General features: G+C 65.8%; 22 protein-coding genes. 12 read left to right on the top strand and 10 right to left on the bottom strand.

Going from position 1 to position 21274, the window contains the following annotated elements:
* Window positions 1-42: 42 nt before the first annotated feature.
* The 8 genes from D514_RS37740 to D514_RS37705 are packed head-to-tail and all read right to left on the bottom strand — an operon-like array spanning window position 43 to window position 8576.
* Window positions 43-561: a hypothetical protein gene (locus D514_RS37740; protein WP_017831616.1), complete on the bottom strand. Its 519-nt coding sequence runs from the start codon at window positions 559-561 to the stop codon at window positions 43-45.
* Window positions 558-1676, bottom strand: a complete 1119-nt coding sequence (locus tag D514_RS38295; protein WP_017831615.1) for a M15 family metallopeptidase — start codon at window positions 1674-1676, stop codon at window positions 558-560. Before D514_RS38295 ends, D514_RS37740 begins: the two co-directional genes overlap by 4 nt.
* On the bottom strand, window positions 1673-3811 hold the full coding sequence (locus D514_RS37730; RefSeq protein ID WP_020380578.1) for a hypothetical protein: 2139 nt from the start codon (window positions 3809-3811) through the stop codon (window positions 1673-1675). Before D514_RS37730 ends, D514_RS38295 begins: the two co-directional genes overlap by 4 nt.
* A complete protein-coding gene (locus D514_RS39345; RefSeq protein WP_017831614.1) occupies window positions 3808-6369 on the bottom strand; it encodes an ATP-binding protein in 2562 nt (853 codons plus the stop codon). The genes D514_RS37730 and D514_RS39345 overlap by 4 nt, the downstream gene beginning before the upstream one ends.
* A 1-nt stretch (window position 6370) precedes the next feature.
* Window positions 6371-6973, bottom strand: a complete 603-nt coding sequence (locus D514_RS37720) for a hypothetical protein (protein ID WP_144053134.1) — start codon at window positions 6971-6973, stop codon at window positions 6371-6373.
* A gap of 9 nt (window positions 6974-6982) precedes the next feature.
* The gene (locus tag D514_RS37715) at window positions 6983-7276 is read right to left on the bottom strand and encodes a hypothetical protein (RefSeq protein WP_017831612.1); all 294 of its coding nucleotides are present in this window, start codon (window positions 7274-7276) and stop codon (window positions 6983-6985) included.
* Window positions 7273-8277, bottom strand: a complete 1005-nt coding sequence (locus D514_RS37710; RefSeq protein ID WP_017831611.1) for a conjugal transfer protein — start codon at window positions 8275-8277, stop codon at window positions 7273-7275. The genes D514_RS37715 and D514_RS37710 overlap by 4 nt, the downstream gene beginning before the upstream one ends.
* Window positions 8274-8576, bottom strand: coding sequence for a hypothetical protein (locus D514_RS37705; protein WP_017831610.1), 303 nt, complete (start codon window positions 8574-8576; stop codon window positions 8274-8276). The genes D514_RS37710 and D514_RS37705 overlap by 4 nt, the downstream gene beginning before the upstream one ends.
* 230 nt (window positions 8577-8806) lie before the next feature.
* On the opposite strand from D514_RS37705, the gene D514_RS37700 reads away from it, so the two are divergent.
* Window positions 8807-9577 (top strand): hypothetical protein, encoded by a 771-nt coding sequence (locus D514_RS37700; RefSeq protein WP_017831609.1) that lies wholly within the window; start codon window positions 8807-8809, stop codon window positions 9575-9577.
* 28 nt (window positions 9578-9605) lie between these two features.
* Here D514_RS37700 and D514_RS37695 read toward each other — a convergent pair whose 3' ends face one another.
* Together D514_RS37695 and D514_RS37690 are read right to left on the bottom strand one after the other, a co-directional pair.
* The gene (locus D514_RS37695; RefSeq protein ID WP_031206517.1) at window positions 9606-10775 is read right to left on the bottom strand and encodes an ATP-binding protein; all 1170 of its coding nucleotides are present in this window, start codon (window positions 10773-10775) and stop codon (window positions 9606-9608) included.
* Window positions 10776-10827: 52 nt separating this feature from the next.
* A complete protein-coding gene (locus D514_RS37690; protein WP_017831607.1) occupies window positions 10828-11199 on the bottom strand; it encodes a hypothetical protein in 372 nt (123 codons plus the stop codon).
* A gap of 262 nt (window positions 11200-11461) precedes the next feature.
* Between D514_RS37690 and D514_RS37685 the strand changes: the two genes are divergently transcribed.
* The 11 genes from D514_RS37685 to D514_RS39340 all read left to right on the top strand — a co-directional run.
* The gene (locus tag D514_RS37685) at window positions 11462-12145 is read left to right on the top strand and encodes an SAF domain-containing protein (protein WP_017831606.1); all 684 of its coding nucleotides are present in this window, start codon (window positions 11462-11464) and stop codon (window positions 12143-12145) included.
* Window positions 12145-12975, top strand: a complete 831-nt coding sequence (locus D514_RS37680; RefSeq protein WP_017831605.1) for a hypothetical protein — start codon at window positions 12145-12147, stop codon at window positions 12973-12975. Before D514_RS37685 ends, D514_RS37680 begins: the two co-directional genes overlap by 1 nt.
* Window positions 12975-14615, top strand: coding sequence for an ATPase, T2SS/T4P/T4SS family (locus D514_RS37675; RefSeq protein WP_017831604.1), 1641 nt, complete (start codon window positions 12975-12977; stop codon window positions 14613-14615). The genes D514_RS37680 and D514_RS37675 overlap by 1 nt, the downstream gene beginning before the upstream one ends.
* Window positions 14612-15478, top strand: coding sequence for a type II secretion system F family protein (locus tag D514_RS37670; RefSeq protein ID WP_017831603.1), 867 nt, complete (start codon window positions 14612-14614; stop codon window positions 15476-15478). The genes D514_RS37675 and D514_RS37670 overlap by 4 nt, the downstream gene beginning before the upstream one ends.
* The gene (locus D514_RS37665) at window positions 15475-16362 is read left to right on the top strand and encodes a hypothetical protein (protein ID WP_017831602.1); all 888 of its coding nucleotides are present in this window, start codon (window positions 15475-15477) and stop codon (window positions 16360-16362) included. The genes D514_RS37670 and D514_RS37665 overlap by 4 nt, the downstream gene beginning before the upstream one ends.
* Before the next feature lie 135 nt (window positions 16363-16497).
* Window positions 16498-16920 (top strand): hypothetical protein, encoded by a 423-nt coding sequence (locus D514_RS37660; RefSeq protein ID WP_144053133.1) that lies wholly within the window; start codon window positions 16498-16500, stop codon window positions 16918-16920.
* A complete protein-coding gene (locus D514_RS37655; RefSeq protein WP_144053132.1) occupies window positions 16917-17363 on the top strand; it encodes a hypothetical protein in 447 nt (148 codons plus the stop codon). The genes D514_RS37660 and D514_RS37655 overlap by 4 nt, the downstream gene beginning before the upstream one ends.
* 4 nt (window positions 17364-17367) lie before the next feature.
* Entirely contained in the window at window positions 17368-17742 is a 375-nt protein-coding gene (locus D514_RS37650) for a hypothetical protein (protein ID WP_017831598.1), read from the top strand.
* Window positions 17743-17747: 5 nt separating this feature from the next.
* Complete coding sequence (locus D514_RS37645) at window positions 17748-18386, top strand: hypothetical protein (RefSeq protein WP_031206515.1); 639 nt, start codon at window positions 17748-17750, stop codon at window positions 18384-18386.
* Window positions 18387-18853: 467 nt separating this feature from the next.
* Window positions 18854-19378: a hypothetical protein gene (locus tag D514_RS37640; RefSeq protein ID WP_017831597.1), complete on the top strand. Its 525-nt coding sequence runs from the start codon at window positions 18854-18856 to the stop codon at window positions 19376-19378.
* Window positions 19379-19395: 17 nt separating this feature from the next.
* On the top strand, window positions 19396-21274 hold a 1879-nt coding region (locus D514_RS39340; protein WP_017831596.1), incomplete at its 3' end, for a LysM peptidoglycan-binding domain-containing protein.

Raw genomic sequence — 21274 nt, 5'->3', positions numbered from 1 at the left:
CTTAGAAGGGGTGGGCGTGGGCGCTGTTAACCGACAAACTGCCTATTCGGTGGTCTCGGGCGGCATCAGGGTGAAGGCCTTCCAGGCGCCCTGACCCGTGGTGCCGACCTCAGCTGCGCGGACGAGCTCGAGCCGCCAGACGCCGGTGTCGGTGGGGACGTCGACGATGACGAGAGTGGAGCTGGGAGCGTCGACGATGGTCGCCGCGCCGGTCAGCTGCGTCACGGTGATCATGCGCGGGTCGGTATACGCCCACGCGTCCTGCGCCTCCACGGTGAGCAGCGGAGAGAGCTCGGCCCACCAGGCGTCGTAGTCGCGGTCGTGTGACACGAACACGGTCATCGCGGCCTCTGCAGCCGCCACCGCCTCCTGCTGGCTCTTGAAGTCCGCCTTGTCGTCGCCGACGGGCTCTCCCAGCGTGGGGAACCCCTCGGGGCGCTCCGGCCCCTGCACCGAGGTGGGTGTCGTGGTGGGGTCGTCGATCTCGTCGGGGGCGGTGCACCCTGCGAGCAGAAGCATGCCGGCGACGGCTGCCGTTGCGGTGATCAGATGGATTCTCATGCGCTTGCCTTTCCCCAGTACTCCCAATGCCAGGCCTCATCTGGCCCCTGTCCGCCGGGCTCCGCCCACGGCGGATGCACCCACCCGTAGGAGGGTCCGTTGCGCTTGAGCCAGTCGTAGATCTGGCTGTTGAAGCCGATGGCCCAGTGCCCGCGGTCGCCGACGTCGATCGCCATCGCCCAGCCGTGGTTGCTGGTTCCGGGCTCGGCCGCGTTCTTGCCGTACTTCCGCTTCGCCTCGACCTGGCCGGGGTAGTCGCGGTAGCCGTCGTTGATCGGGAGGTCGTACCCGAACTCGGCCTTGAAGGTCGCGTTGAGCTGGATGAGCGCCTGGGTCGCGTCGCCGCGCAGCTTGTACTCGGGCTGCCAGGGGATCGGGGTGAGCAGGTTCTCCGGGATGCGGCCGTTCTGGTGTCCACCCCACGCCCCGGGCTCGGTGCCGTTAGCTGCCGGGTACTCGCCCGTCGAGCCGACACCGCAGCTGCCGGCATCCGTGCCCGAGGTCAGCGGAAGACCGGTCAGGGTGGAGACGATCTCACTCGCCGCGTCGAAGAACTTCGCGTAGTGGTACGGGTTGGCGTTGCCCTGCACGCGGTGCGCGGCGATGGTCGGCTGCAGGGTCTCCCAGCCGCTGACCTTGAGCAGTGAGGTGAAGAACTTCGTCGCCGACGTCTCCGGATTCATCCGTTCCGCGTTGGTGCCCCACCACTTCTGCTGCTGGAACAGACCGATCGAGGATGTCGCCGATCCGTCAGGGTTCGTCACACCGCTGGTCTCCCAGTCGCCGTAGCCGATGTTGACGAGGCTGGACTCGCCCATCGCGGTCATGACGCCGATCACCTGACCGCGCCCGTCAATGCCGAGCTTCTGCGCGGCGATGACGATGTGGGCGGCGTTGACGAGCTGCTCGTGCTTGTATCCGGCGATCGGGCCTGCAGGGACGCCGGCGACGTCGACCTCCGCGGTCTGGGTCGTGCCCTGCTCGTTGGGGAAGCACCCTGCGGCGTTGGCGCCGAAGATCACCGTCATACCCATGACGAGCCAGTACACGAGCACCGCGGCGGGGATCACCGCGATCGCAGTAATCCCCGCAATGACACCGCCGGTCTTCTTCACTTGACGCCTCCTGTGGTGGCGGATGCCGCGGCCGCCGCCAGACGAGCCCGAAGTGCGCTCGAGGACGACGACGCCGCGCTGCTGACAACGGCGGAGCTGGTGGCCGTGGTGGCCGCCGCAGCCCCGGTAGCGGGCGTGCTGACGGGCGTCTTCGGCCGGTAGGAACTCGTGCGCGACGGTGCCTCGCGGGGTGCGATCTGGCTGGATCCTGCAGCGTCGACGATGATCTGGCGCCCGTACGCAGCGAATGACGACCCTGCAGGCCGCTCGTCGCGGTCTCCGTCGCCGGTGGAGATGGCCTTGTCACCTCGAGACGCAACCTGCTCGATGCCGCGCTGCAGGACGAACTTGCCGCCCTCCTTGGTCAGGGTGAGCACCGCGGCGCTCGTGCCGCCGGTCGCGGCCGCGAGAGCGACGGATGCGCCGGTGGTCAGCAGCTTCGTCGCGGCGGCCTTCACTCCACCCGCCTTCTTCACATCGGTCTGGGTGAGCTCGACCATCGGCTGCGCGGGAGCAGCTCCTGCCGGAATGCCGGTGATCGCGGGCTGCAGGGCAGGGGTGGGGGTTGGTGTCGCGCTGGAGGCGGCGGTGGCGGCCGCCGCGGGAGAGCCGCCGGTCGCTGCTGCAGCAGCCCCAGCGACCGCGGCTGCAGCTGTGGAGGCCTTCTGGTGGGCGTTCCACGACAGACGGCTGGAGACGTAGTTCTCGGCCATGCGCTGCGCGCGATCGCGGATCGGGTGCGCGCGGTCGGCGGACTTGCCCAGGCCGAGACGGGCGAGCCGCTCGGAGAGCTTCTCCCCGGCCTTCCTGGCCTTGTGGAAGTTCCAGATGAGCGCGATCGCCATCGTGAGCACCACAGCGTTGATGACGATCATCTGCGCGAGTGTCGACAGCGGTGTGGTCTCTGCGAGCGCCATCATCATGCTGGTGGTGATGGACAGGAACCCGGAGACCAGGACGATGCTGGCACCGATGCTGAACAGGCCTGCGAGGATTCCGAGGGCCGAGCTCCACCATGCCCGGCGGGCGAATCCCGGAGCGATTGCGGCGTAGGTGGAGAACAGCCACTTGCCGGCACTCCACAGGGTGAAGCCGGAGGCGAGGAGCAGCACCATCCCGAGGATGAGCGACAGGAAGTTCAGGGCGCTGGATCCTCCGGCAGCGATGCCGGCGGTGATGACGAACCCGATGTTGGTGTTGGAGGCGTACTCGGCGGCATCGGGGGCGCAGGGGCGAATCGCGTCACGGACGGCGGCTCCGTCTTCGAACGGCTTCGAGGCAATCATCGCGTCGTTGAATGCGGTGGCGCACGAGCCCTCGAGCAGCTGGCCGAACACGATCTCTTGTGCGGGGTAGCGCACCCAGGCGTCCATGATCTGACCGATGAGCGCGTCGGAGACGACCTCGCGTGCGGTGTCGGGGGAGGGCATCTTGTCGAGGAAGGATGCGTCGCCGCTGGAGATCGATGCGGCGATGGATCCGCCCCATGCCTGTGCGGTGCGCAGGCCCCCGTCAGGGCCGGTGATCAGACCGATCGGGTTCGCGAGGAGGGTGACAGCGAGGACGCTCGCGGCGACAGAGATGGCCATGTCCGTCGCTCCGGCGGCGACGCGGCCACGCATGATGGCGACGAAGCCGATGATCGCCGCGAGGGCGAGGCCGACGGGGATCCATCCGATCTGCGAGAGAAGGCCGGAGAGCATCTGAAAGATCGCTTCGATCGGCGGGGTGATCCAGTCGATCCATTCGAGGGTGACGATGAACTGCATGAACCACAGGCCCCAGCTGAGGCCGGTGAGGTTCGCGACCCAGATCGCGTCGACGGTCTGTGCGAGGAACGCCTTGATCGGGTCGAACACGCCGCCACGATCCATCGGCAGGGACACGTACTGGGCGATCGAGATCCCCGAGCTGTCCTTGGCGTCGATGGGGGCGAGGAACGGCAGGGTCGCACCGGCGTCCCCGTCAGCTGCGTACGCGAGGATCACGTTGCCGCCGAGGATCGATGTGATCGTCCAGATGCCGACGAGGATCGCCACGGTGCGCAGCGGGTGGCGGCGGATCCACTTCCACACACGGCGGATGCGACGACGAGTCCCCTCAGCGGTGCGGGCGATGGGTGCGATAACGGTCATGAGTTCACCTGCTCGGTGGAGGGCTTGACGGTCTTCGGGGTGGAGAGGGTGGCTGCAGCACGGTCAGGGCGACGGGAGACGCGCGTGCGGATCTTCCCCATGCGGCCTCGGGCATCACGGAAGAGCGCTTCACCGCGGCGCCCCACCGGCACCTTGTTGTCGGCGCCAAGGGGCGAGAGGCCTTCGGTGATGGTCTGCACGTTCGAGGGGTTCTTGCTGAACCCCTCCTGGAACCACTCGAGGTTCGACTTCGCGGCGACGGAGTCGGTCTGACGGGTCAGGATCCGGTTCTTGATGAGCGAGCGGGTGATCTCGTCGCCGAAGTCGCGGGCGTCCTGCGATGCCACGAGAACGGGTGCGCCGTGCTTGCGGCCGTCGCGGAGGAAGCGGTTGATCTCCGCGAGGCCCTGGGGGCTGGCGGTGACGTGTGCGAGCTCGTCGGCGGCGAATACGGCGAGCTCGTTGCTGTCACGGAAGCAGATCTCTCGGGCGATGCGGGTCAGCAGTGCGTACATCGCGTGCCCGAAGAGCTTGTCCAGGCCCAGCTGGTCGAACATGGCCGCGTTGTCGATCTCTTCCTTGGTGGGGAGGGCGACGCCGTGGGTGAGGAAGACGATGCCGCGGCTGGCGAGGTTCAGCGGCGGAAGGTCGTTGTCGAAGAGGACGGCGCCGTACTCGGTGTCGGCGTAGAGGTTCATCAGCCCCGCGAGCTCGCGGGCCGTCTCGTCGGTGCGGCCGAGGTCGGTCAGGCGGGCGAGGAGCGCGTTGGCGTTGGTCAGCCCGGCGTTCTCTGCCTTGCGTTCGTTGAGGACGTCGGCGAGCATCACGCCTGCTGCAGAGCGGGCCTTCACACCGAGGAGGGCGGAGCAGAGCGTGAGCATCTGGCTGGCGCCTGCCTTCGCGCCGAAGATGCGCAGCGGGTCGAGTGACCACTCCGGGGCAACGAGGTCGACGATCGTCGCCTGGGACGGGTCGATCGACTCGGCGAATACTCCGTACTCCTTGGCGTCGGTGCGGTCGATGACGATGAAGCGCCCGCCACGGTCATGCACGGCGCCGAGGATGATCTTCATCGCGACGGACTTTCCACCACCCGGCTCACCGGCGATGCCGATGGAACCGGAGACGTCACCCGTGATCTGTCCCCACAGGTCCAGGAGCACCGGCGGTTCGGTTCCCGACGTGATGTTGTCGGCGAAGAGGAGGCCGGTTCCGTCTCCGAGGTCCGTGGAGGTCATGGGGGCGAGCGAGGCGAACTGCGTGCCCGTGGTCAGCTCCGCGAACTCCTTCACGATGCGCTCGGACGGGTGTCCGGGCCACATCGCCCACCAGAGCTTCTCCTGGCCGCCGATGGGGATGTCGAACTGGAACTCGAGGTTGTCGGCGAAGTACTTCTTGGTGAACTGCGCACGTTCGGTGGCTTCGTCGGCGGTATCGCCGGCAACGGCGACGATGAACGTGGCCTGGATCTCGACCTCGCGCTCGGACGCTCCGAGGGCCTGGTGCCATTCGCTGAGATCGCGGGCAGTGACGTCGAGGTCGCCACCGGATCCGGTGATCGCCGCGGTTCCCTCCTGCTGATCCATCTGGTCGGTGAGGTTGATCTCTGCGCGGGCGTTGCGACGCTTCGCGTCCCGGGCTCGCAGGCTCTGCACCCGGAAGACCCAGTCGGCGTTCACGCCGAGCTCGTCGAGCGCCCCGACCCAGTCGAGATCCTCATCCCATCCACCCCGCGGGCTGCCAGCCAGCGCCATCAGAACCTGGTAGCTGGCCGCACCCGTGCGGGTGTCCGTCACCTTGAGGAAGCGGTTGGCGAGAGGGTTGATGCGGCTGATCTTGCCCTTCGAGTCGGTCTGACCGCCCTCGTCGAGGTGAGGGAGCGGGTACGACTTCGGTGTGGTGGTGCGCTGCAGGTGCTCGTCGATCAGCACTTTTGTGGCCCCTCGGGGGAGCTCTTCTGCGCGGGGCGCCGGCGCCGGGTTCTCGTACAGACCGCGGGTCATCGCGTGGGTGCCGATCCACAGCTGCTCGGCCGGGGTCGACCGACGCGGGATGAAGGACGCCGGGATGGCCTCCTCGATACGAGCTGCAGCGCGCATCGCTGAGGTGATCTCCTCGGCCGAGGGGGCGCGCAGCGGAAGCGCCACGGTCTCGCGGACGGAGTGCTCCATCCAGCCGTAGACCATGCGGGCCTTGTCCTTGAGGCTGCGGACGCGCAGGGGCACGGAGATCCAGTACTCCCGACGGCCGTTGGGGCGCATGTCGAACTCGTCCATGCTGAGGAGTACTTCCTCGGCCCAGACGGGGTTCTCGCTGACGTCGACGCCGGCGAGCATCTTGTTCGCGATCTCCTCGGGAGAGACGATGCCGCCGAAGCCCATCAGCATGTACTCACCGATCAGACCCTGCGCCAGCGCGCGGTGGATCTTGCGTCGGACGTCGTTGAGTTCGCTACCGCCCAGGCCCTTGGGGAGTCCGTCGAGGCGCCAGGTGGCCCACACGGTGCCCGTGCGCGTCCACTTCAGGTGGCCCATGATCGCGATGTCGGGGATGCGCATGTCAGCTCTCCTTGGTGCGTGCCTGCTCGAGCAGACGGTCAAGCCCCGACGCGTAGGGAGCCGGGGCAGTGGGGGACGGGGCGAGGGTGATCGGGGGAGTTTCCGCAGCCGCGCTGATCGACGGGGCGGGAACCGCCACCGGTGCGGGGCTCGGGGAGGCGACGCGGATCGGTGCGGGCTCGCCGACGGCGGGAGCGCCCGCGATCAGGACGGTTCCCGTGAGGCGATGGGGCGATCGCAGTTTCATCGGCTGACCGTTCAGCGTTCCCGCTGCGGGATTTGCGATCGCCCCCACCGTGTCGGCGGCCATGTGATGGATCTTGCGTCGTGTCGAAGGAAGCTGGCCGGCCAAGTACAGGGCGACAGCGGCCATCCCCAGCAGTGCGACGATGCGGACGAGGGGGAATGTGCCGAACAGCGGCCCCCACACGCTCATCGTGTTCCACCCGATGACGAGCACGACACCACCAGCGATGAACTGCGGGACCGAGTAGGGCCCGCCGGGAAGACGGGTGTTTCCCGCCTTCCCGACCATGATGGGGATGCGGCGAACGCTCGTGTAAAAGCGGCTTACGCGTGGCCGCTCGGCATCGGGAGTGCTCATGGGCTGGGCCTACGAGAATTCGCCGCGGAACAGGTTGCCGATGAGCTGGAGGCCGCCGTTCAGCGCGAAGTACGCCAGACCGGCGACGAACAGTCCGCCGAGAACCGCACCTGCACTGAAGCCCTTCTTGAACGCGGTGATGAGGAACAGGACGACGATGACCGTGAGGCCACCGTTGACGACGAGGGCGTACAGCTCGTTGTTGAACCCGTTGGCGGTGCCGATGATGCCGTCGGCGTGGACGATCAGCTGCGTGCCGACGTGGTCGAATCCGGCGGCGAGTGGCTGGATGAGAGATTTCACTGGTCTTCTCCTTCGGTGGTGTCATCGGTCGATGACGGGGTGGGTGCAGGGGGCTCATCGACCTGGGCGGTCGAAGAGGACTGAGAGGTGCTGAGGCTGGTGACTTCCCACCGCCCAGCACGAGCGGTCAGGTCAACGAAGTACGTGGCGGTGACCGTGCGGCCTTCGGCGGTCTGGAGAGTCACGAGAGCCTGCACGAGGGTCGTGTCACCGTCGGCAGGAGACTCGGACGGCTGCTCCTCGGCGAAGAACGACACCGGGGTCAGGAGGGCGAACGGTGCCTGGGAGATTGCGGGGATGGTGACACCGGGCGTCAGGTAGGAGCTCGTGCTGCCCTGGCCGATGAGGTACGCGGCCAGCATGAGTTGGATCGTCTCGACGGCGGAGGAGTCGGAGGAGAGCTGCGTGTTGAGCCCGAGCCCTGCGGCTCCCGCGGTCGACTGCGGCCCGACAACGGGCGCCGGGTATCCGATGGCGCTGAGGCGGTCGGATGCGGTGTCAACGATCACCTCGTAGTAGCGGCGAACCCATGTCGGTTCTTCTTCGCCTGCCTGTTCCATCACATCGGCGCCGACCATGACGGTGACCGTGGTGGCGTCCTCGACGGGCGCTGTCTCCACCACGGCGATGTTGCGGTACTCGAAGGGGATGTCGCCGAGTCCCGGGGGAGCGGTGGTGACGTAGGTCTCCAGCGCCGTGCTGTCTTCCTTGGTCGCCGAGAGCCAGCTGCCGACGAAACCGATGGCGAAGGATCCAGCTGCCTGCTGCAGCGGGGTGAGTTCGCTGGACTCGGCCGCGGCCGCCACGGGCGCGGATCCCTGTCCGCGCGCAACCAACATGCCGATCGCGATCGGCCCACAGGCGATCGCGACGAGCACGACTACGGAGACGGCTTTCGAACCGAGGAGAGAGCCGTTCGTGAAGCCGGCCGACTCTGCGGCGCCGTCGTCGATGGGTGCATCGGCCGCCGCTTCGGCAGCCTTCTTTCCGAAAAGCTTCATGCCGCACCGTCCGTCGTGTTGCGCTGCGGAAGGTCGACGGGTCCGGTTGTGAGGCGCTGGTAGGTCTCCGCGGCGTCTTCGTACCGACGGGACTGGAGGAAGGCCAGTGCCCGCTCCCTGGTCGCCTGATCGAACAGGCCCTCATGAAGATCGAGAGCGATGTCCTGCCCCTCGTCGTAGACCCCGAGCACCTCGGCCTGATTCTTCAGTTCGCCAAGAAGCTCAGGCCCGATCTCCTCCACGTCGCGACCCGCCTGTGAGCCCATCTCGATCTCTCCCATCGATCCCGGGCCCGGCATGGACCCTCCTACCTGTAAGGGGCAGCCAAAAACGGGCGAAACCGACAAAGAGATCGAGAAAAAGTTCGCGGAGTTCACCGGTACACGTGAACATCCCCCGAATCACGCGGATCTCGCGCGTGTACTCGCCAGAGAATCACGCAGCGAAGAAGGGGCTAATACACGTACGGGTACACGCGCGCTGAGGAACGTCGAGGGCGATCAGGTCCACAACACCTCCGGGAGCTCCGATGTCCTCCACCATCCAGCCGGCACCGCTGATGACGCGTCTCAACCTCGAATGGTTCACCACGCACGCACCCCGCGAGCACTACTTCGGTGCCCTCGGCATCCGCCTCTGCGGCGAGCTGCTCGAGGAGATCCACCAGGTGCACCGCGCCGCCCGCAGCAAGCAGTTCAGCTCGAGCGACCGGGACGCATACCTGGCCGAAGAGGACGCCATTCTCATCGAGCTGATCAGCCTCGCTCACACCGGCGACCGCATCGCCGAGCGCACGCTCGTGCAGCTCCTCCTCCCGGCCGCGCAGCGGATGGCGCACCGCGTCCGCAGTCTCGGCGACATGGACCGGGCCGACCGGGTCGGGTACGCGATCAGCATGGCCTGGGAGATGATCAGCCAGTACAAGCTGCACCTGCGTCGGCGCGTGCACGCGAACCTCACCATGGGGTTGCTGCGACTGCTCAGCCCGAAGAAGACTCAGAACGACGTTGTCGTCGCGAACTGCACGACCCCCGTGAGTGACGATGTCCTCGAGGCGGTCGCCGGCGGATGGAATGGACCGGAACAGCCGATCGAAGTCCTCGCTGCCCGACTCTTCTCGTGGGGCGTCGACAACGGCATCGTCACCCGCGAAGAGACAGCCCTGCTGGCCCGCGTGACGCTCGGTGAAGAGAAGCAGACAGACATCGCTCAGGAGCTCGGCGTATCCGTCGACTGCATCAACCAGCGCATCAAGCGCTCACGGCAGCGTCTTCGCGTCGCCTTCGCAGAGATCCTCTAGAGGAACCAGAGCGGAGAGCATAAGCGCCTTACACGGCGATTTGCCTGGCGATGAATGCGGCCATGCCGGGGACGGTGAAGGCGACGACTCCGTGCTCGGGAGCGAAGACGAGACCCTTATTGATCAGGGCGGCTCGGATGGGACCGAGGCTTTTCGGCTTCTTATTCAATCGTGCAGCAACCTCTCCAGAAGCACTGCCGGCATCTTCATCGATGGCCATGGCGCGTAGGTACTGCTGCTCGGCCGGGGTTGCTCGATCCCACCGTGCGCGGAAGAACCCGTTGTCGAGCTGGTTGTTGCCCTGCAGAATCCCGAGCTCAGCATCGTGCTTTGTGATGACGGGACCGGCCGCGACGTTCCACGTTTCCTGCCCATACTGCTGAAGAAAATAGGGGTAGCGACCGGAGTCGGCCACCACGAGCGCAACAGCGTCGTCATCCCACTGAGCGTCTTCCTGGGCAGCGGGGATGGTGAGAGCCTCGGAGACCACCGTTTCGTCGATCTGCTGGATCTTGGAGTACTGGAAGCGCTCCGCATAGGACTTCGCCTCGGCCATGATCCGGGGCAGGCTCGGCAGCCCGGCGAATGCGAAGAGCAGGGGCCACTCGTCCTGCGCGGCCGCGTGCGCGATCGTACAGAGCGTCGTGAGCTCGTCGACGTCGAGATCCTGTGCTTCGTCGATGAAGATCGCCAGACCGATCTCTTCTTCCGCTGCGGCGTCGGAGAGATCTCTGAGGAGCTTCCGCAGGTCGGTGTCGAGAATTCCGGTGTCGGCGCCGCCGCCATCTGCCCCGGAGAGATCCAATCCGAAAGACCATGTGCCGGTGGTGTCGTACGACGCTTTGAAGCTGAGCGCGGTTCTGATCGCTTTCATCAGACGCTTCCCCGCACTCGGCCGGGCAAGATCCGAGAGTGGGGCGTAGAGCGCCTCGCCGAGAAGATCACGCAGTGGCTTCCCCGACCCCGCTTCAATCTGAGCGACTATCCACCCTCGTTTACTGGCGTTGCGGCGGAACTCTGACAGCAGCACTGTTTTGCCCACTCCGCGCAGCCCGTACAGGACGAATGGCTGATCGATGCGTCCCCGCTCGGCTCGCTGCAGCGCGGTCGACCATGCGCGAAGAGCATCGTCACGTCCGACAAGAGCGGCTGGCTTCCGTCCCGCTCCTGGGGAATACGGATTGCGTACAGGATCCACAGTCGCTCCGTCTATCAAGAACTACCAAAGTCTAGGGAAACGCTAGACATCCCTAGACTTCCATAGAACCAGGAGGTGGTGTGAGAGATGCGTCACTCTCAACCTCAGTGGGCAACCCGAACGCCGCTGCCACCAGAGTGAGTTGGGCGTAGAGCGCCGCCTCATCGACCCGCCACACCAGCCGGTTGAAACCTGATCGGGCGCCGAGCTTCGACGGGTCGCTCTCCTGCACGAGGATCCCCGCATCGACCAATGCCTGAGTGTGGGCGATGAGGGTAGTTCGCCCCACCTGCAGATCTTCCATCAGGTCTTGCGCGGTGACAGAGCCGCGCGTCAGGGTCGCCCGAATGATCCCTGCACGCAGTGCGGGGATACCGAAGGTGCGCAGCACGCTGGCGCGGTCGTCGGGAGGGTCGGAGATCACGTCCTCATTGTGGCATCCACCTAACGATCGGCCATGAGCACGGGGGCGATCGGGCACGACCACCGATATAACGCCGAAGCGGTTTACCCTGAAGGTGGCGCTAAGGAAAGTGCTTTAGTCGCCTATAGGCTTTCAAAAAATATGAAAGCCTATAGGCTGGGCTGAACCACCGGGGGGTGGCACCGAACAGTGGATCAGTTTGTCGGTTCCTGATGTGAGAGAGCACCCCTTGTAGGTAGAAGCCCTCACGGAAGGACACGACGTGACCATCACGGCACCCCCGCTCAGCCCGAGCACCCCGGACGCGGCCCCCGCATCCAAGGACGCCTCCTCGGCCGTCAAACCAGTCCGTACCCGTCGCTCGGGGATCTGGGGCTTCGCCGCGCTCGCTCTCCTCCTCCTCGGAGCCCTCGGCGGCATCTTCATGTTCCAGGCCGCGAGCAACGCCACTCAGGTCTTCGTGGCCGCTGGAGACATCACCCGCGGCCAGACGATCGAGAAGGATGATCTCACGACGATCTCCATTGCCGCAGGGCAGAACACCACCGCCATCTCCGCCACCAAGGCGGATGACATTCTCGGGACGATCGCTGCCGTCGACATTCCGGCAGGCGGCCTCATCACCGAGACTTCCACCACGACCGGCCTCACCGTCCCCGACGGCAAGGCGCTCATCGGACTCACGCTGCAGCCAGGTCGGCTCCCCGCCCAGCAGCTCACCGCCGGAGACAACGTCATCCTCGTTCCCGTTCCCGCGCAGGGCGTTGCCGACGTTGAGGTCACCGCGGACCAGACCATCCCCGCTGTCGTCTCCCAGGTGCGCCCGATCCCCAACAGCAACGACGTCGTCGTCGATGTCTACGTCGCGACCCAGGCGGCCCCCGGGGTCACCAGCAAGGGCGCTGCCGGTTCCATCGCGCTGTACCTCGCACCGGGGGACAAGTAATGGCCATCGTCGCCCTCACCAGCCTCGCCGGAGCCCCCGGGGTCACGACTGCGGCAACAGCCCTCGCCGTGCACTGGCCGCGACCCGTCCTCCTGCTTGAGGCGGACACGAGCGCCGTCTCGACGCTGATGGCCGGCTTCTTCCGATCCAACCTGCGCACGACCGACGGCGGAATCGAAAAGCTTGCCTTCGCTCTGGCCCGCAACGCCCTCGACACGGAAGACCTCCTGGACGGCGACTACCAGATCGCGATCCCTGTCCACGATCTGCCGCCGATCCCCGACATGCCGATCCCGTCCATCCCCGACGGCCACAAGCTCTGGGTGATTCCCGGTTTCGTGAACTACGCCATCGTCGACGGCGTCCGCGGCCTGTGGAGCAAGCTGCCGCGCCTACTCAGCGGTCTCGACGACGGCGGCATCGATGTCATCATCGACCTCGGTCACCTGGACGTGGACGATCCTCGTCTGCCTCTTCTCGACGCTGCGGACTGGGTTCTCGTCACGGCGAGCTCATCCATGATCGATCTCAACAGGGCCTACCGTCGGCTCGAGCTGCCGGACATCAATCAGCGCGCACGTGCTTTCGCCGGCGACCGCTTCTGGACCTTGCTCACCTCACCTGCAGCAGAAGCAGTCTCCACGAAGGAGTTCGGCACCCACGTTCTCCCCGTCGTGTCCACGCTGCCGCATGACCCGGACGGCGCCGCCGTCTTCTCACACGGACGCCCCGACCCCAAGCCGAACAAGAACGCGTATCGGCGGGCCATCCGAAGTGTCGCCCAGGATCTCTGGGTGCTGCGCCACCGCGATCAGAGGAGCGTCAGCTGATGACCGACCAGCCCGATATCGAGATCGCCACCCGCCCGTTCCTCGGCGACATGCTCAGCCCCAGCAGCATCGCCGCCCCTCCCGCGCAGCCAACCCCTACCTCAGGAAACCACCACCTGCTGGCAGCGATGACCGGAGGCCGAGAGCCCCTGCACCTCGTCGACGACACCGACAGCGAGCAGCTCGAGCAGGCGTACGCGAACTCGGTTGACCTCGCCGCAGCATTCCCCACCGGCACCGAACCGGATGACGAGAAGCTGCGCGCACGTTCTCGCCGCCGGGAGACCGCCGCCGTCCGCGCCGACGGATACCTGCAGGTGGACTGGAACATCGTCAAGCAGCTCACTCGCGAGCTCACCGCGGCTGACGAGTCGATCGGCCGGTCGCGCCGATCCTTCGACGTCGCCACCGCCTCCCCGGATCCGGAAGATGATTTCGAGCAGCGGACGATCGAAGAGATCAAGATCATCATCAACCGGTACACCACCCGCATCGCTGGCGCGAAGGGCTCGGATCACGACTGGACCGATCTGAAGAAGGCCCACTACACACAGGCCATCTTCGACCAGGCGCACCGCTATGGACGCCTACAGCAGTATCTCCGCGAACCCGACGTGGAAGATGTCTCGATCGTCGGCTATGCCAACGTTGTCGTCACCAAGTCCAACGGAGTCCGCGAACGCCGCAGCCCGATCGCTGAGGACGACAAAGACCTCGAGGATCTGATCGCGGAGATCGCCTCGCACCGCGGCCGAACGTTCACCAAACCGAACGGGCACCTCGATCTCGACATTGGTGGCGCGCGTATGTCCGCGACCGGTGTCGGCATCACCACAGACACCAACGTCACGATCCGTAAGCACAATCTCGTCGACGTCGCGCTGGCCGACATGGTGGCCAACAGGACGATCTCCCAGAAGATCGCCGATCTCATGGCTGCGGTGTCTCGCGCCAACCTGTGCGTCATCGTCGCCGGGTTCCCAGGGACCGGAAAGACGACGATGCTCCGTGCTCTGATGTCGACGATCCGCCCCCAGGAGAAGATCGTCACGATCGAAACCGAGCGTGAGCTGTACCTCAACAAGATGCCGGAGCGGCACTGGCAGGTGCAGGATCTGCAGTACATCCCGCCGCAGTCCGCCGGTGCCGACAGTGCAGCCGGGTTCTCTCTCGACCAGTGCTTCTCGCTTGCGCTGCGATCCAGTGCCGAGCGCATCCTGTTTGCCGAGATCCGTGGCCCGGAGGGGCCGATCGCGATCAAGGCGATGCAGGCCGGTAAGGGGTCCATGTCGACCATTCACGCGCGTAGCGCGGATGACACGATCCACCGATTCGCCGACGTGCTTATGAGCGAGCTCGGACTGTCTGATGACACCGTTCCGCTGCGCCAGATCGAGCGCAGCATCGACATCATCGTCTACATCGACTTCCTCGAGAACCCTGACGGCACTCGTCGACGCGTGGTCACGGAGGTCGCCGAGGTCACTCGCAACCTCAGTGACGGGCACCCGATGGCCGCCAACCTCTTCAAGTACGACGCAGACATCGATGACTGGACGAACCCGGAGAAGCCGTCGACGCAGCTGGAAGCATCGCTCCGTCGTGTCGGGTACAGCTGGGAGAAGGAGATCCTCGGATGATCCTCGTCAGTTCTCTCGCCGGTGTGGCCTTCGTGGGCGGGCTCATCATGCTCGTGCTCTACTTCCGTCCCGCGCCTCCGAAGCAGGCGCCGACAAAGCCGTCTCTCAGCACCCGCTGGGGCCGAGTGAGCAAGAAGACCAAGACGAGCCTCATCATCGGTGGCATCCTCGGGATCGTTGCCGCCATCATCTCCGGCTTCCCGGTGATGGTGATCGTCGTCCCCGCCGCGATCACGATCGTTCCGGCTCTCCTCGGAAAGCCCTCGACATACGAACGCGACCTCATCCTCGCGCTCGAGAACTGGGCGCGATCGCTCGCGAGCACAGCAGATACCGGTGCCTTCACTCTGCGAGAGGTCATCGGGATCACCCAGGGCAGCGTGCCGCAGATGCTCAAGGCCCCGGTCAACCGCCTCTACACGCGGATGAGTTCCAGCTGGTCGACCGCTGACGCCCTTCGCGCGTTCGCCGACGAGCTGGACAACTCCCATGCCGACGAGGTCACCATCTACCTGATCCAGGCTGCAGAGTTCAACGCCGGTGGCCTCTCGAAAGCACTCGAGAGCGTCTCGGAAGGACTGAGCGCCACAGCCAAGCAGAAGATCCTCATCGAGGGAGAGAGAAAGAAGCCGCGCGAGACGATGATCTCGATGACCTGGATCGTCGGAATCACCCTGGTCATGCTCGTCTTCTTCGCTGGCACCGGAAACATGGACTTCTACCGGACTCCCCTCGGAGGCGTGGCACTGGGGCTCATCCTCAGCTCCTTCGTCGGGCTGATGGTCTGGGCGCGCGCCATCACCCGGGTGCCCCCGGAGCCTCGATTCCTCAGCGCCCCGGTTTCGACGGAGGTCGGCGCATGAACCCCACCCTGATCGCCGCAGTCCCCGGCCTTCTGGTCGGAGGGGGACTCGCCATCGCGCTCCTCGTCTTGGCCCCGCGCACCGTCCGAGCAGGCGACGCACTCGTTCGTCTCGGCGAAGCATCCGTGGCCCCCACCATCAGCAGCCCTCCGCTTTCCCAGTGGGACCGGATCGGAAGCTGGCTCTCACAGAACCTCCCGCAGGTGAAGTTCCTGGCGCCGCCGACCCGAGATCTCGACCTTCTGGAGATCCCCGTCTCCCGGTTCTTCGCTCGCAAGTTCCAGCTCGCGATCCTCGGCCTCTTCGCACCCGTCGTGCTTTCGCTCCTCGCCCAGGTCTTCACCGGGCAGCCCTTCCCGCTGCCCCTCCTCGTCAGCCCCGTGCTGGCGCTCATCATGTGGATGATGCCCGACGGGCAGGTGAAGGCCCGTGCGGCAGCTGCCCGCCGAGAGTTCACCCGATTCGTCAGCGTCTACCTCAAGCTCGTCGCAGTGGCGCTGCTCGGCAGCACCACCGCCGACACCGCTCTCAACGACGCTGCATCTGTCTCGGACACCTGGGTGTTCCGGCGGATCCGCCGAGAGTACGCGCGGGCCGAACTCACTCGCACCACCAAGTGGGACGCGATCGAGCGTCTCGGCGCTCAGATCGAGATCCCGTCACTGATCGAGCTCGGCCGCACGATGCGTCTCTCCGAGGCTCGGGTCAGCCTTCGCGACCAGCTGCTCGCCACCGATCAGAATCTGCGGACGCTCGTCGAGGCGGCCGATGAGGACGCGGCGAAGAAGATCACCAAGCGCAGCGGACTCCCGGTCTACATGACGTTGTTCCCCGTCATCCTCATCGTCTTGCTCCCTCCGATTTACAGCCTGTTCACCATCTGACCAACGAAAGGAAACCATCATGGATGAAATCCCCTGGAAGGCCGTTTGGATCGTCGGCGGCGTGCTCGCCGGCCTCGCGATCATCGGCTTCCTCGGCCCTTGGGGCCTCAGCTACATCCAGAGCGTGCTGCCCGGATGACCATGCGAATCCGACAGCAGCAGGGATGGCTCACCCGTCTTCGTGCGAAGTTCTCGCGCGAAGACGGGTGGGCTGGCACCGTCGTGCTCATCATCGGCACGATGTTTCTGCTGCTGCTCGGAGTCCAGGGTTTCGTCTGGTTCACCGCCTCCAACGCCGCGCAGATCGCGGCCCAGTCTGCCTACACGGTCGCCCGCTCGTACGAGTCGACGCCGGAAGCGGGACAGGCAGCGGCAATTCAGTTGCTCGAGTCCATGCCCGGCACTCTTCTCGACCCCGTGGTGACGGTCAATCGCACGGCGGAGTCTGTCACCGTGACGATCACCGGGCGGGCCACCGAGGTCATCCCCGGCGGCCTGATCCCGCCCGCGACGTACACACTTACCGGACCGGTTGAGAGGTGGGTGCCAGCACCATGAAGACCTTCCTCAGAAAGTTCTTCAGCGGCGAGCGGGGAGATCTCGAGGATCTCCCAGGCTGGACGATCCTCAGCATCGGCGCAGTCGCACTCGTCAGCCTCATCCTGCTCTTCGGTCGACACGGATACGTGAACAACACCGTCCAAGCTGCCGCCTACGCTGCAGCACGCGATGCCTCGCTCTCTCGTGCCGGCGACGCCGTCCCGCACGCCATCTCCGCAGCTCAGGTCGTCTTGGGCGACAACGTCCACTGCACCGATCTGGACGTTCGAGTTGGCGGCAACGGTCTCACTACGGGCCTCGGCGAAGCGGGAACGGTCTCCGCCACGATCACCTGCACCGTCTCCACCGGCGACCTCGTGATGCCCGGCATCCCTCTCCCTGGCACGTTCACCATCGAGAAGACCGCTCACAGTCCCGTCGACCCCTACCGAGAGAGGTGACCCCGTGAAGTTCCTCACCTGGTACGTCATGTTCTTCATCGTCCTCGTCATGCTCGCTGGCCTCACAACCGACTCCCTCGGGAAGATGCAGACCCTGCAGCAGGCCCTCACCATTGCGCAGAGCGCCGCTCGAGCAGGTACCAACGCCGCCACCGGCATGAGCGCCGACGGCGCCGCATTCGACCTCTCCAGCCAGATGGCGGCCACCGCCGCACAGAACTACCTCGCATCCGCCGACGTCCAAGGGACCGTCTCCGTCACCGGGGATACCGTCTCCGTCACCGTGAACATGACGTATGAGCCTCATATGCTCGGACCCATCGGACTCCCGTCCATCCCTGTCGAAGCAACCGGCTCCGCCCGACTGATCGGAAATTAAGAATCATGAACCGCCGCACAGCAACCGCCATTGCCGGATTCCTCGCCGTCACCGCGATGATGCTCACGGCATGCACGCCCAGCGAGCCGACGCCGACCAAGACGCCCGCGGAGAGCGCGACGCCGACAGCCGAGCCGACCGGAGCACCCACGCAGTCGCCTGTGGCTGCCCCGAAAGATCAGGCGCAGGCCGTTTCGGATGCGAACAAGACGTACAAGGCGTTTCTGCAGGAGCAGTTTGCGTTCATGGCCGACCCCGATCGCGGGCCTGAGTTCCTCGAGAACTACGTCCAGCCTGGGACACGGATGGCAACGCTGGTCCAGGACACCTACGAGAACAAGATCGAGAACGGATCTTCGGTTGAGGGCGAACCGATTGCTTGGCTGGCGAACGAAGCGATGTCGTACGTGGCACCCCTTTCGAATCAGACCACGGGGGAGGTAGATCCCCTCGGTGTCGTGAATCTCTTCGGGTGCAGCGACAACACCGGTACGACCTTCCTCGTTGACGGGGTCGAAGACACGGAAATCCCGAAGGGAGCTTTCCCCAGTCAGGCGATTCTGATGTACAGCCCGGAGAACCAGGGGTGGTTCGTGTCGGACCAGATCTCGCTGACGGGCAAAGAAGGGGCGCCGCTGTGTTGAGTAAATTGGTGCGTCGAGGTGTCGCAATCTTGGCGAGCGCTGTCGCGGTCATCGCGCTGTCCGTATCCATCTCGGTGCCCGCTAGCGCAGCTGGGAACAACTGCCACAAGGACGAGTTCGGAAACGTTGTGTGTGACGTGGAGGTGGAAGTTCCGGGAGGCCCGGGAACAGAGACCCCAGGTGCTGGGCCGGCGGACTTTACGCCTGGTCCAACAGAGTGCACCTACACCAAGGAAGACCCGCCCCGAGTGGTGCCTTGCTCGCAGGATGGAGGCTGGTGGTCGAACGACATGCAGTGCTACTGGCACCTGATTTCGCCTCAGTCCCCACCTCCGCCCGGCCGCGATGCGAGCTCTGGGGCCTGGTATGAGTGTCTTGGGCTCGCATCTGGTGGATTCGGGGTTGGCCTCTGGCTGACGACGCCGCCTCCCGGAATTGCTCAGTACACGCCCGCTCAGGCAGCAGGGATGCTGGCGCGCACGTTCGTGTTGAAGCCGATTGAGATTGGAATGGCGCCCTCGGAGAAGGTGCACTCGGACGACCCTGCAGGCACGGCGCCGTACCGACGCACCTGGGTGGGTATCCCGGTCTGGTTGTGGGTTGATCAGCCGACGGAGAGCACGTGGGGGCCGATCTCGCGCACGGCGACATACGGCGGCGTGACTGTCTCGGGAACCGCGAGCGTGCAGTCTCTCACCTGGTCGTCGGGTGATGGTCAGAGTGTCAGTTGTGGCGCGGGGATGTATTTCGACCTCGGCTATTGGGCCAATCGTGCTGTCGTTGACTCGCCTACTTGCGGATTCCGGTATCAGCACCAGTCCGATGGCGGCACTTTCACTCTGTCGGCGACGTCGACGTGGGCGGTCGAGTGGACCGGTGGCGGACAGTCTGGCCGTATCGCGATGCCGACCACATCGACGTCGACGACAGTCCGTGTGGGTGAGCTGCAGTCCGTTAACGTGTCACAGGACGGCGATACCTTCGGCGGTTGAACCGGAAGGAACGAACGATGAAGAAGCTGCTCACCGGGGCGGGCGCGCTCCTGCTCCTCACGGGGATCCTCGTAGGGATCCCCGCAGCCCTCGTGGCGCTCGCCGGGAATCCGTTCCCGACCGCAGAGCAGTGGCACGCGATCGTCACCCTCACACCCGACTACGGCAACGTGATCATGTTCACGAAGATCCTGCCGCTGGTCATCTGGGTGCTGTGGGCGGCATTCGCGATCCCCTTCCTCGTTGAGCTCGTCGCTGCGATGGGCGGACGCAAGACCACGAAGAAGGTTGCTGCTTTCCGTGGTCAGCAGAAGCTGGCCGCTGGTCTTATTGCCGCCGTCGCGGTCATGTTCGCCGGTGGTTTCGGGGCTCTCTCCGCCCCCGCTCCGGCGTCGGCCGACTCCTACTCCGTCGGCACCGTGGACGCCTCCGCGAGCCCACTTGATCTGTCCAGCGCCATGGCCATGGTTCAGGCCGCACAGACCGCTCCTGCGGCCCCTGAGCAGCAGCAGGTGGTGCACCAGGTCGTCGACGGGGACACTCTGTGGGATCTCGCTGTCCAGTACTACGGCCAGGGCGAGCGGTTCGTGGAGATCTTCAACGCGAACCTGGGGGTGCAGCCCGACGGGCAGATCCTGACCGACCCGGATCTCATCCTCCCCGGTTGGCAGCTCAGCATCCCCGGCGTCTACACGCAGGCTCCGGTCGATGAGGCCCCCGCGCCTACGACGCCGGCGCCGACGCCTGACGAGTCGGTGCAGGCTCCAACGACGGATGCGCCGGTCCTGGACGGTGCAGAGGGAGGCGCTGCCGGCGGAGGCGCTGGCGCCGGTGAAGCCACGGACGTTCGCGGCATGGGTGAATCCGTCGACCGTCCGGTGGTTGAGCATGCTCCCGCCGTCGACGACGCAACGGAGACAGCCGACGAGGCCGACATCGCGATCCCGTTGATGACCGCCGGGGGCATCGCAGGACTGCTCGTCGCCGGTCTTCTAGGCGCGTTGGGAGCGCGCCGACTACGACAGCGCCGCAAGCGCGTCAAGGGAGAGCGGATCGCTCTGCCAGAGCCTGAGGTTGCAGACCTCGAGTTGGAGATGCGGATGGTGGAGAACCCCATCGGCGTCACCGACGTCGACAACGCCCTGCGCACTCTGCAGGCATGGGCTGAAGACAACGGCGAGCAGCTGCCCGAGCTGCTCGCCGTCCGGGTCGCCGATGATGAAGTGTCGCTGTACCTGGCCGCGCCCGCGGATCTGCCGGAACCGTTCGAGTCGATGCACGAGGACCGCACCGCCTGGATTGTTCGGCCGGGCCGCGCGCAGGCCCCCGACCGCCCCACCGTGTCCCCGTACCCTGCCCTCGCCACGATCGGCACGGACGCACAGGGTGGCTACGTGCTGCTGGACCTCGAGCAGATCGGCTCCCTCAACGTCTCTGGCGACGAAGAGACCGCACGAGGGATGCTGAACGCTCTGGCGTGCGAGTTCGCGACGAACCCGTGGTCGGACGAGATTCAGGTCACCCTCGTCGGCCTCGACGATGCGCTGGCCCGGGATCTCGATCGGATCCGCATCCACCAGGTCGCTGACATCCCCGCACTCGTACGCAACCTTCGCGCTGACCTCGACGACCGTCGGGACGCTCTGGACTCCTACGGCGTCGGGGGAGTGCTCGAGGCGCGATCGCGCGCCACCGACATCGAGACCTGGGCGCCGCACATCGTGATCCTGGCCGAGACTCCGATCGGCTCCCTCCGCGACGATCTCGCCGACCTCGTCGCACGGATGCCGCGACTGGGCATCGCCACGATCGCTCAGGGAAACGCGTTGGCAGCGGGTGCCACCGTCGAGGTGACTTCGAAGGACGACGCCGAGTACCGCAGCGGCGGGGCCCTCC

The organism is Microbacterium sp. UCD-TDU (assembly GCF_000340625.1).
Classification (GTDB): Bacteria; Actinomycetota; Actinomycetes; order Actinomycetales; family Microbacteriaceae; genus Microbacterium; species Microbacterium maritypicum.
Note: the sequence above shows the minus strand (reverse complement) of the source record. Positions and strands in the feature narration are given on the sequence as shown.

Coding starts and splice junctions, on each gene's coding strand:
- D514_RS37675 (WP_017831604.1), top strand. CDS start 12,975: ATGACCGACCAGCCCGATATCGAGATCGCCACCCGCCCGTTCCTCGGC.
- D514_RS37710 (WP_017831611.1), bottom strand. CDS start 8,277: ATGAAGCTTTTCGGAAAGAAGGCTGCCGAAGCGGCGGCCGATGCACCC.
- D514_RS37700 (WP_017831609.1), top strand. CDS start 8,807: ATGTCCTCCACCATCCAGCCGGCACCGCTGATGACGCGTCTCAACCTC.
- D514_RS37665 (WP_017831602.1), top strand. CDS start 15,475: ATGAACCCCACCCTGATCGCCGCAGTCCCCGGCCTTCTGGTCGGAGGG.
- D514_RS39345 (WP_017831614.1), bottom strand. CDS start 6,369: ATGCGCATCCCCGACATCGCGATCATGGGCCACCTGAAGTGGACGCGC.
- D514_RS37640 (WP_017831597.1), top strand. CDS start 18,854: ATGCTGGCGCGCACGTTCGTGTTGAAGCCGATTGAGATTGGAATGGCG.
- D514_RS37655 (WP_144053132.1), top strand. CDS start 16,917: ATGAAGACCTTCCTCAGAAAGTTCTTCAGCGGCGAGCGGGGAGATCTC.
- D514_RS37730 (WP_020380578.1), bottom strand. CDS start 3,811: ATGACCGTTATCGCACCCATCGCCCGCACCGCTGAGGGGACTCGTCGT.
- D514_RS37740 (WP_017831616.1), bottom strand. CDS start 561: ATGAGAATCCATCTGATCACCGCAACGGCAGCCGTCGCCGGCATGCTT.
- D514_RS37680 (WP_017831605.1), top strand. CDS start 12,145: ATGGCCATCGTCGCCCTCACCAGCCTCGCCGGAGCCCCCGGGGTCACG.
- D514_RS37705 (WP_017831610.1), bottom strand. CDS start 8,576: ATGCCGGGCCCGGGATCGATGGGAGAGATCGAGATGGGCTCACAGGCG.
- D514_RS37720 (WP_144053134.1), bottom strand. CDS start 6,973: ATGAGCACTCCCGATGCCGAGCGGCCACGCGTAAGCCGCTTTTACACG.
- D514_RS37660 (WP_144053133.1), top strand. CDS start 16,498: ATGACCATGCGAATCCGACAGCAGCAGGGATGGCTCACCCGTCTTCGT.
- D514_RS37670 (WP_017831603.1), top strand. CDS start 14,612: ATGATCCTCGTCAGTTCTCTCGCCGGTGTGGCCTTCGTGGGCGGGCTC.
- D514_RS37645 (WP_031206515.1), top strand. CDS start 17,748: ATGAACCGCCGCACAGCAACCGCCATTGCCGGATTCCTCGCCGTCACC.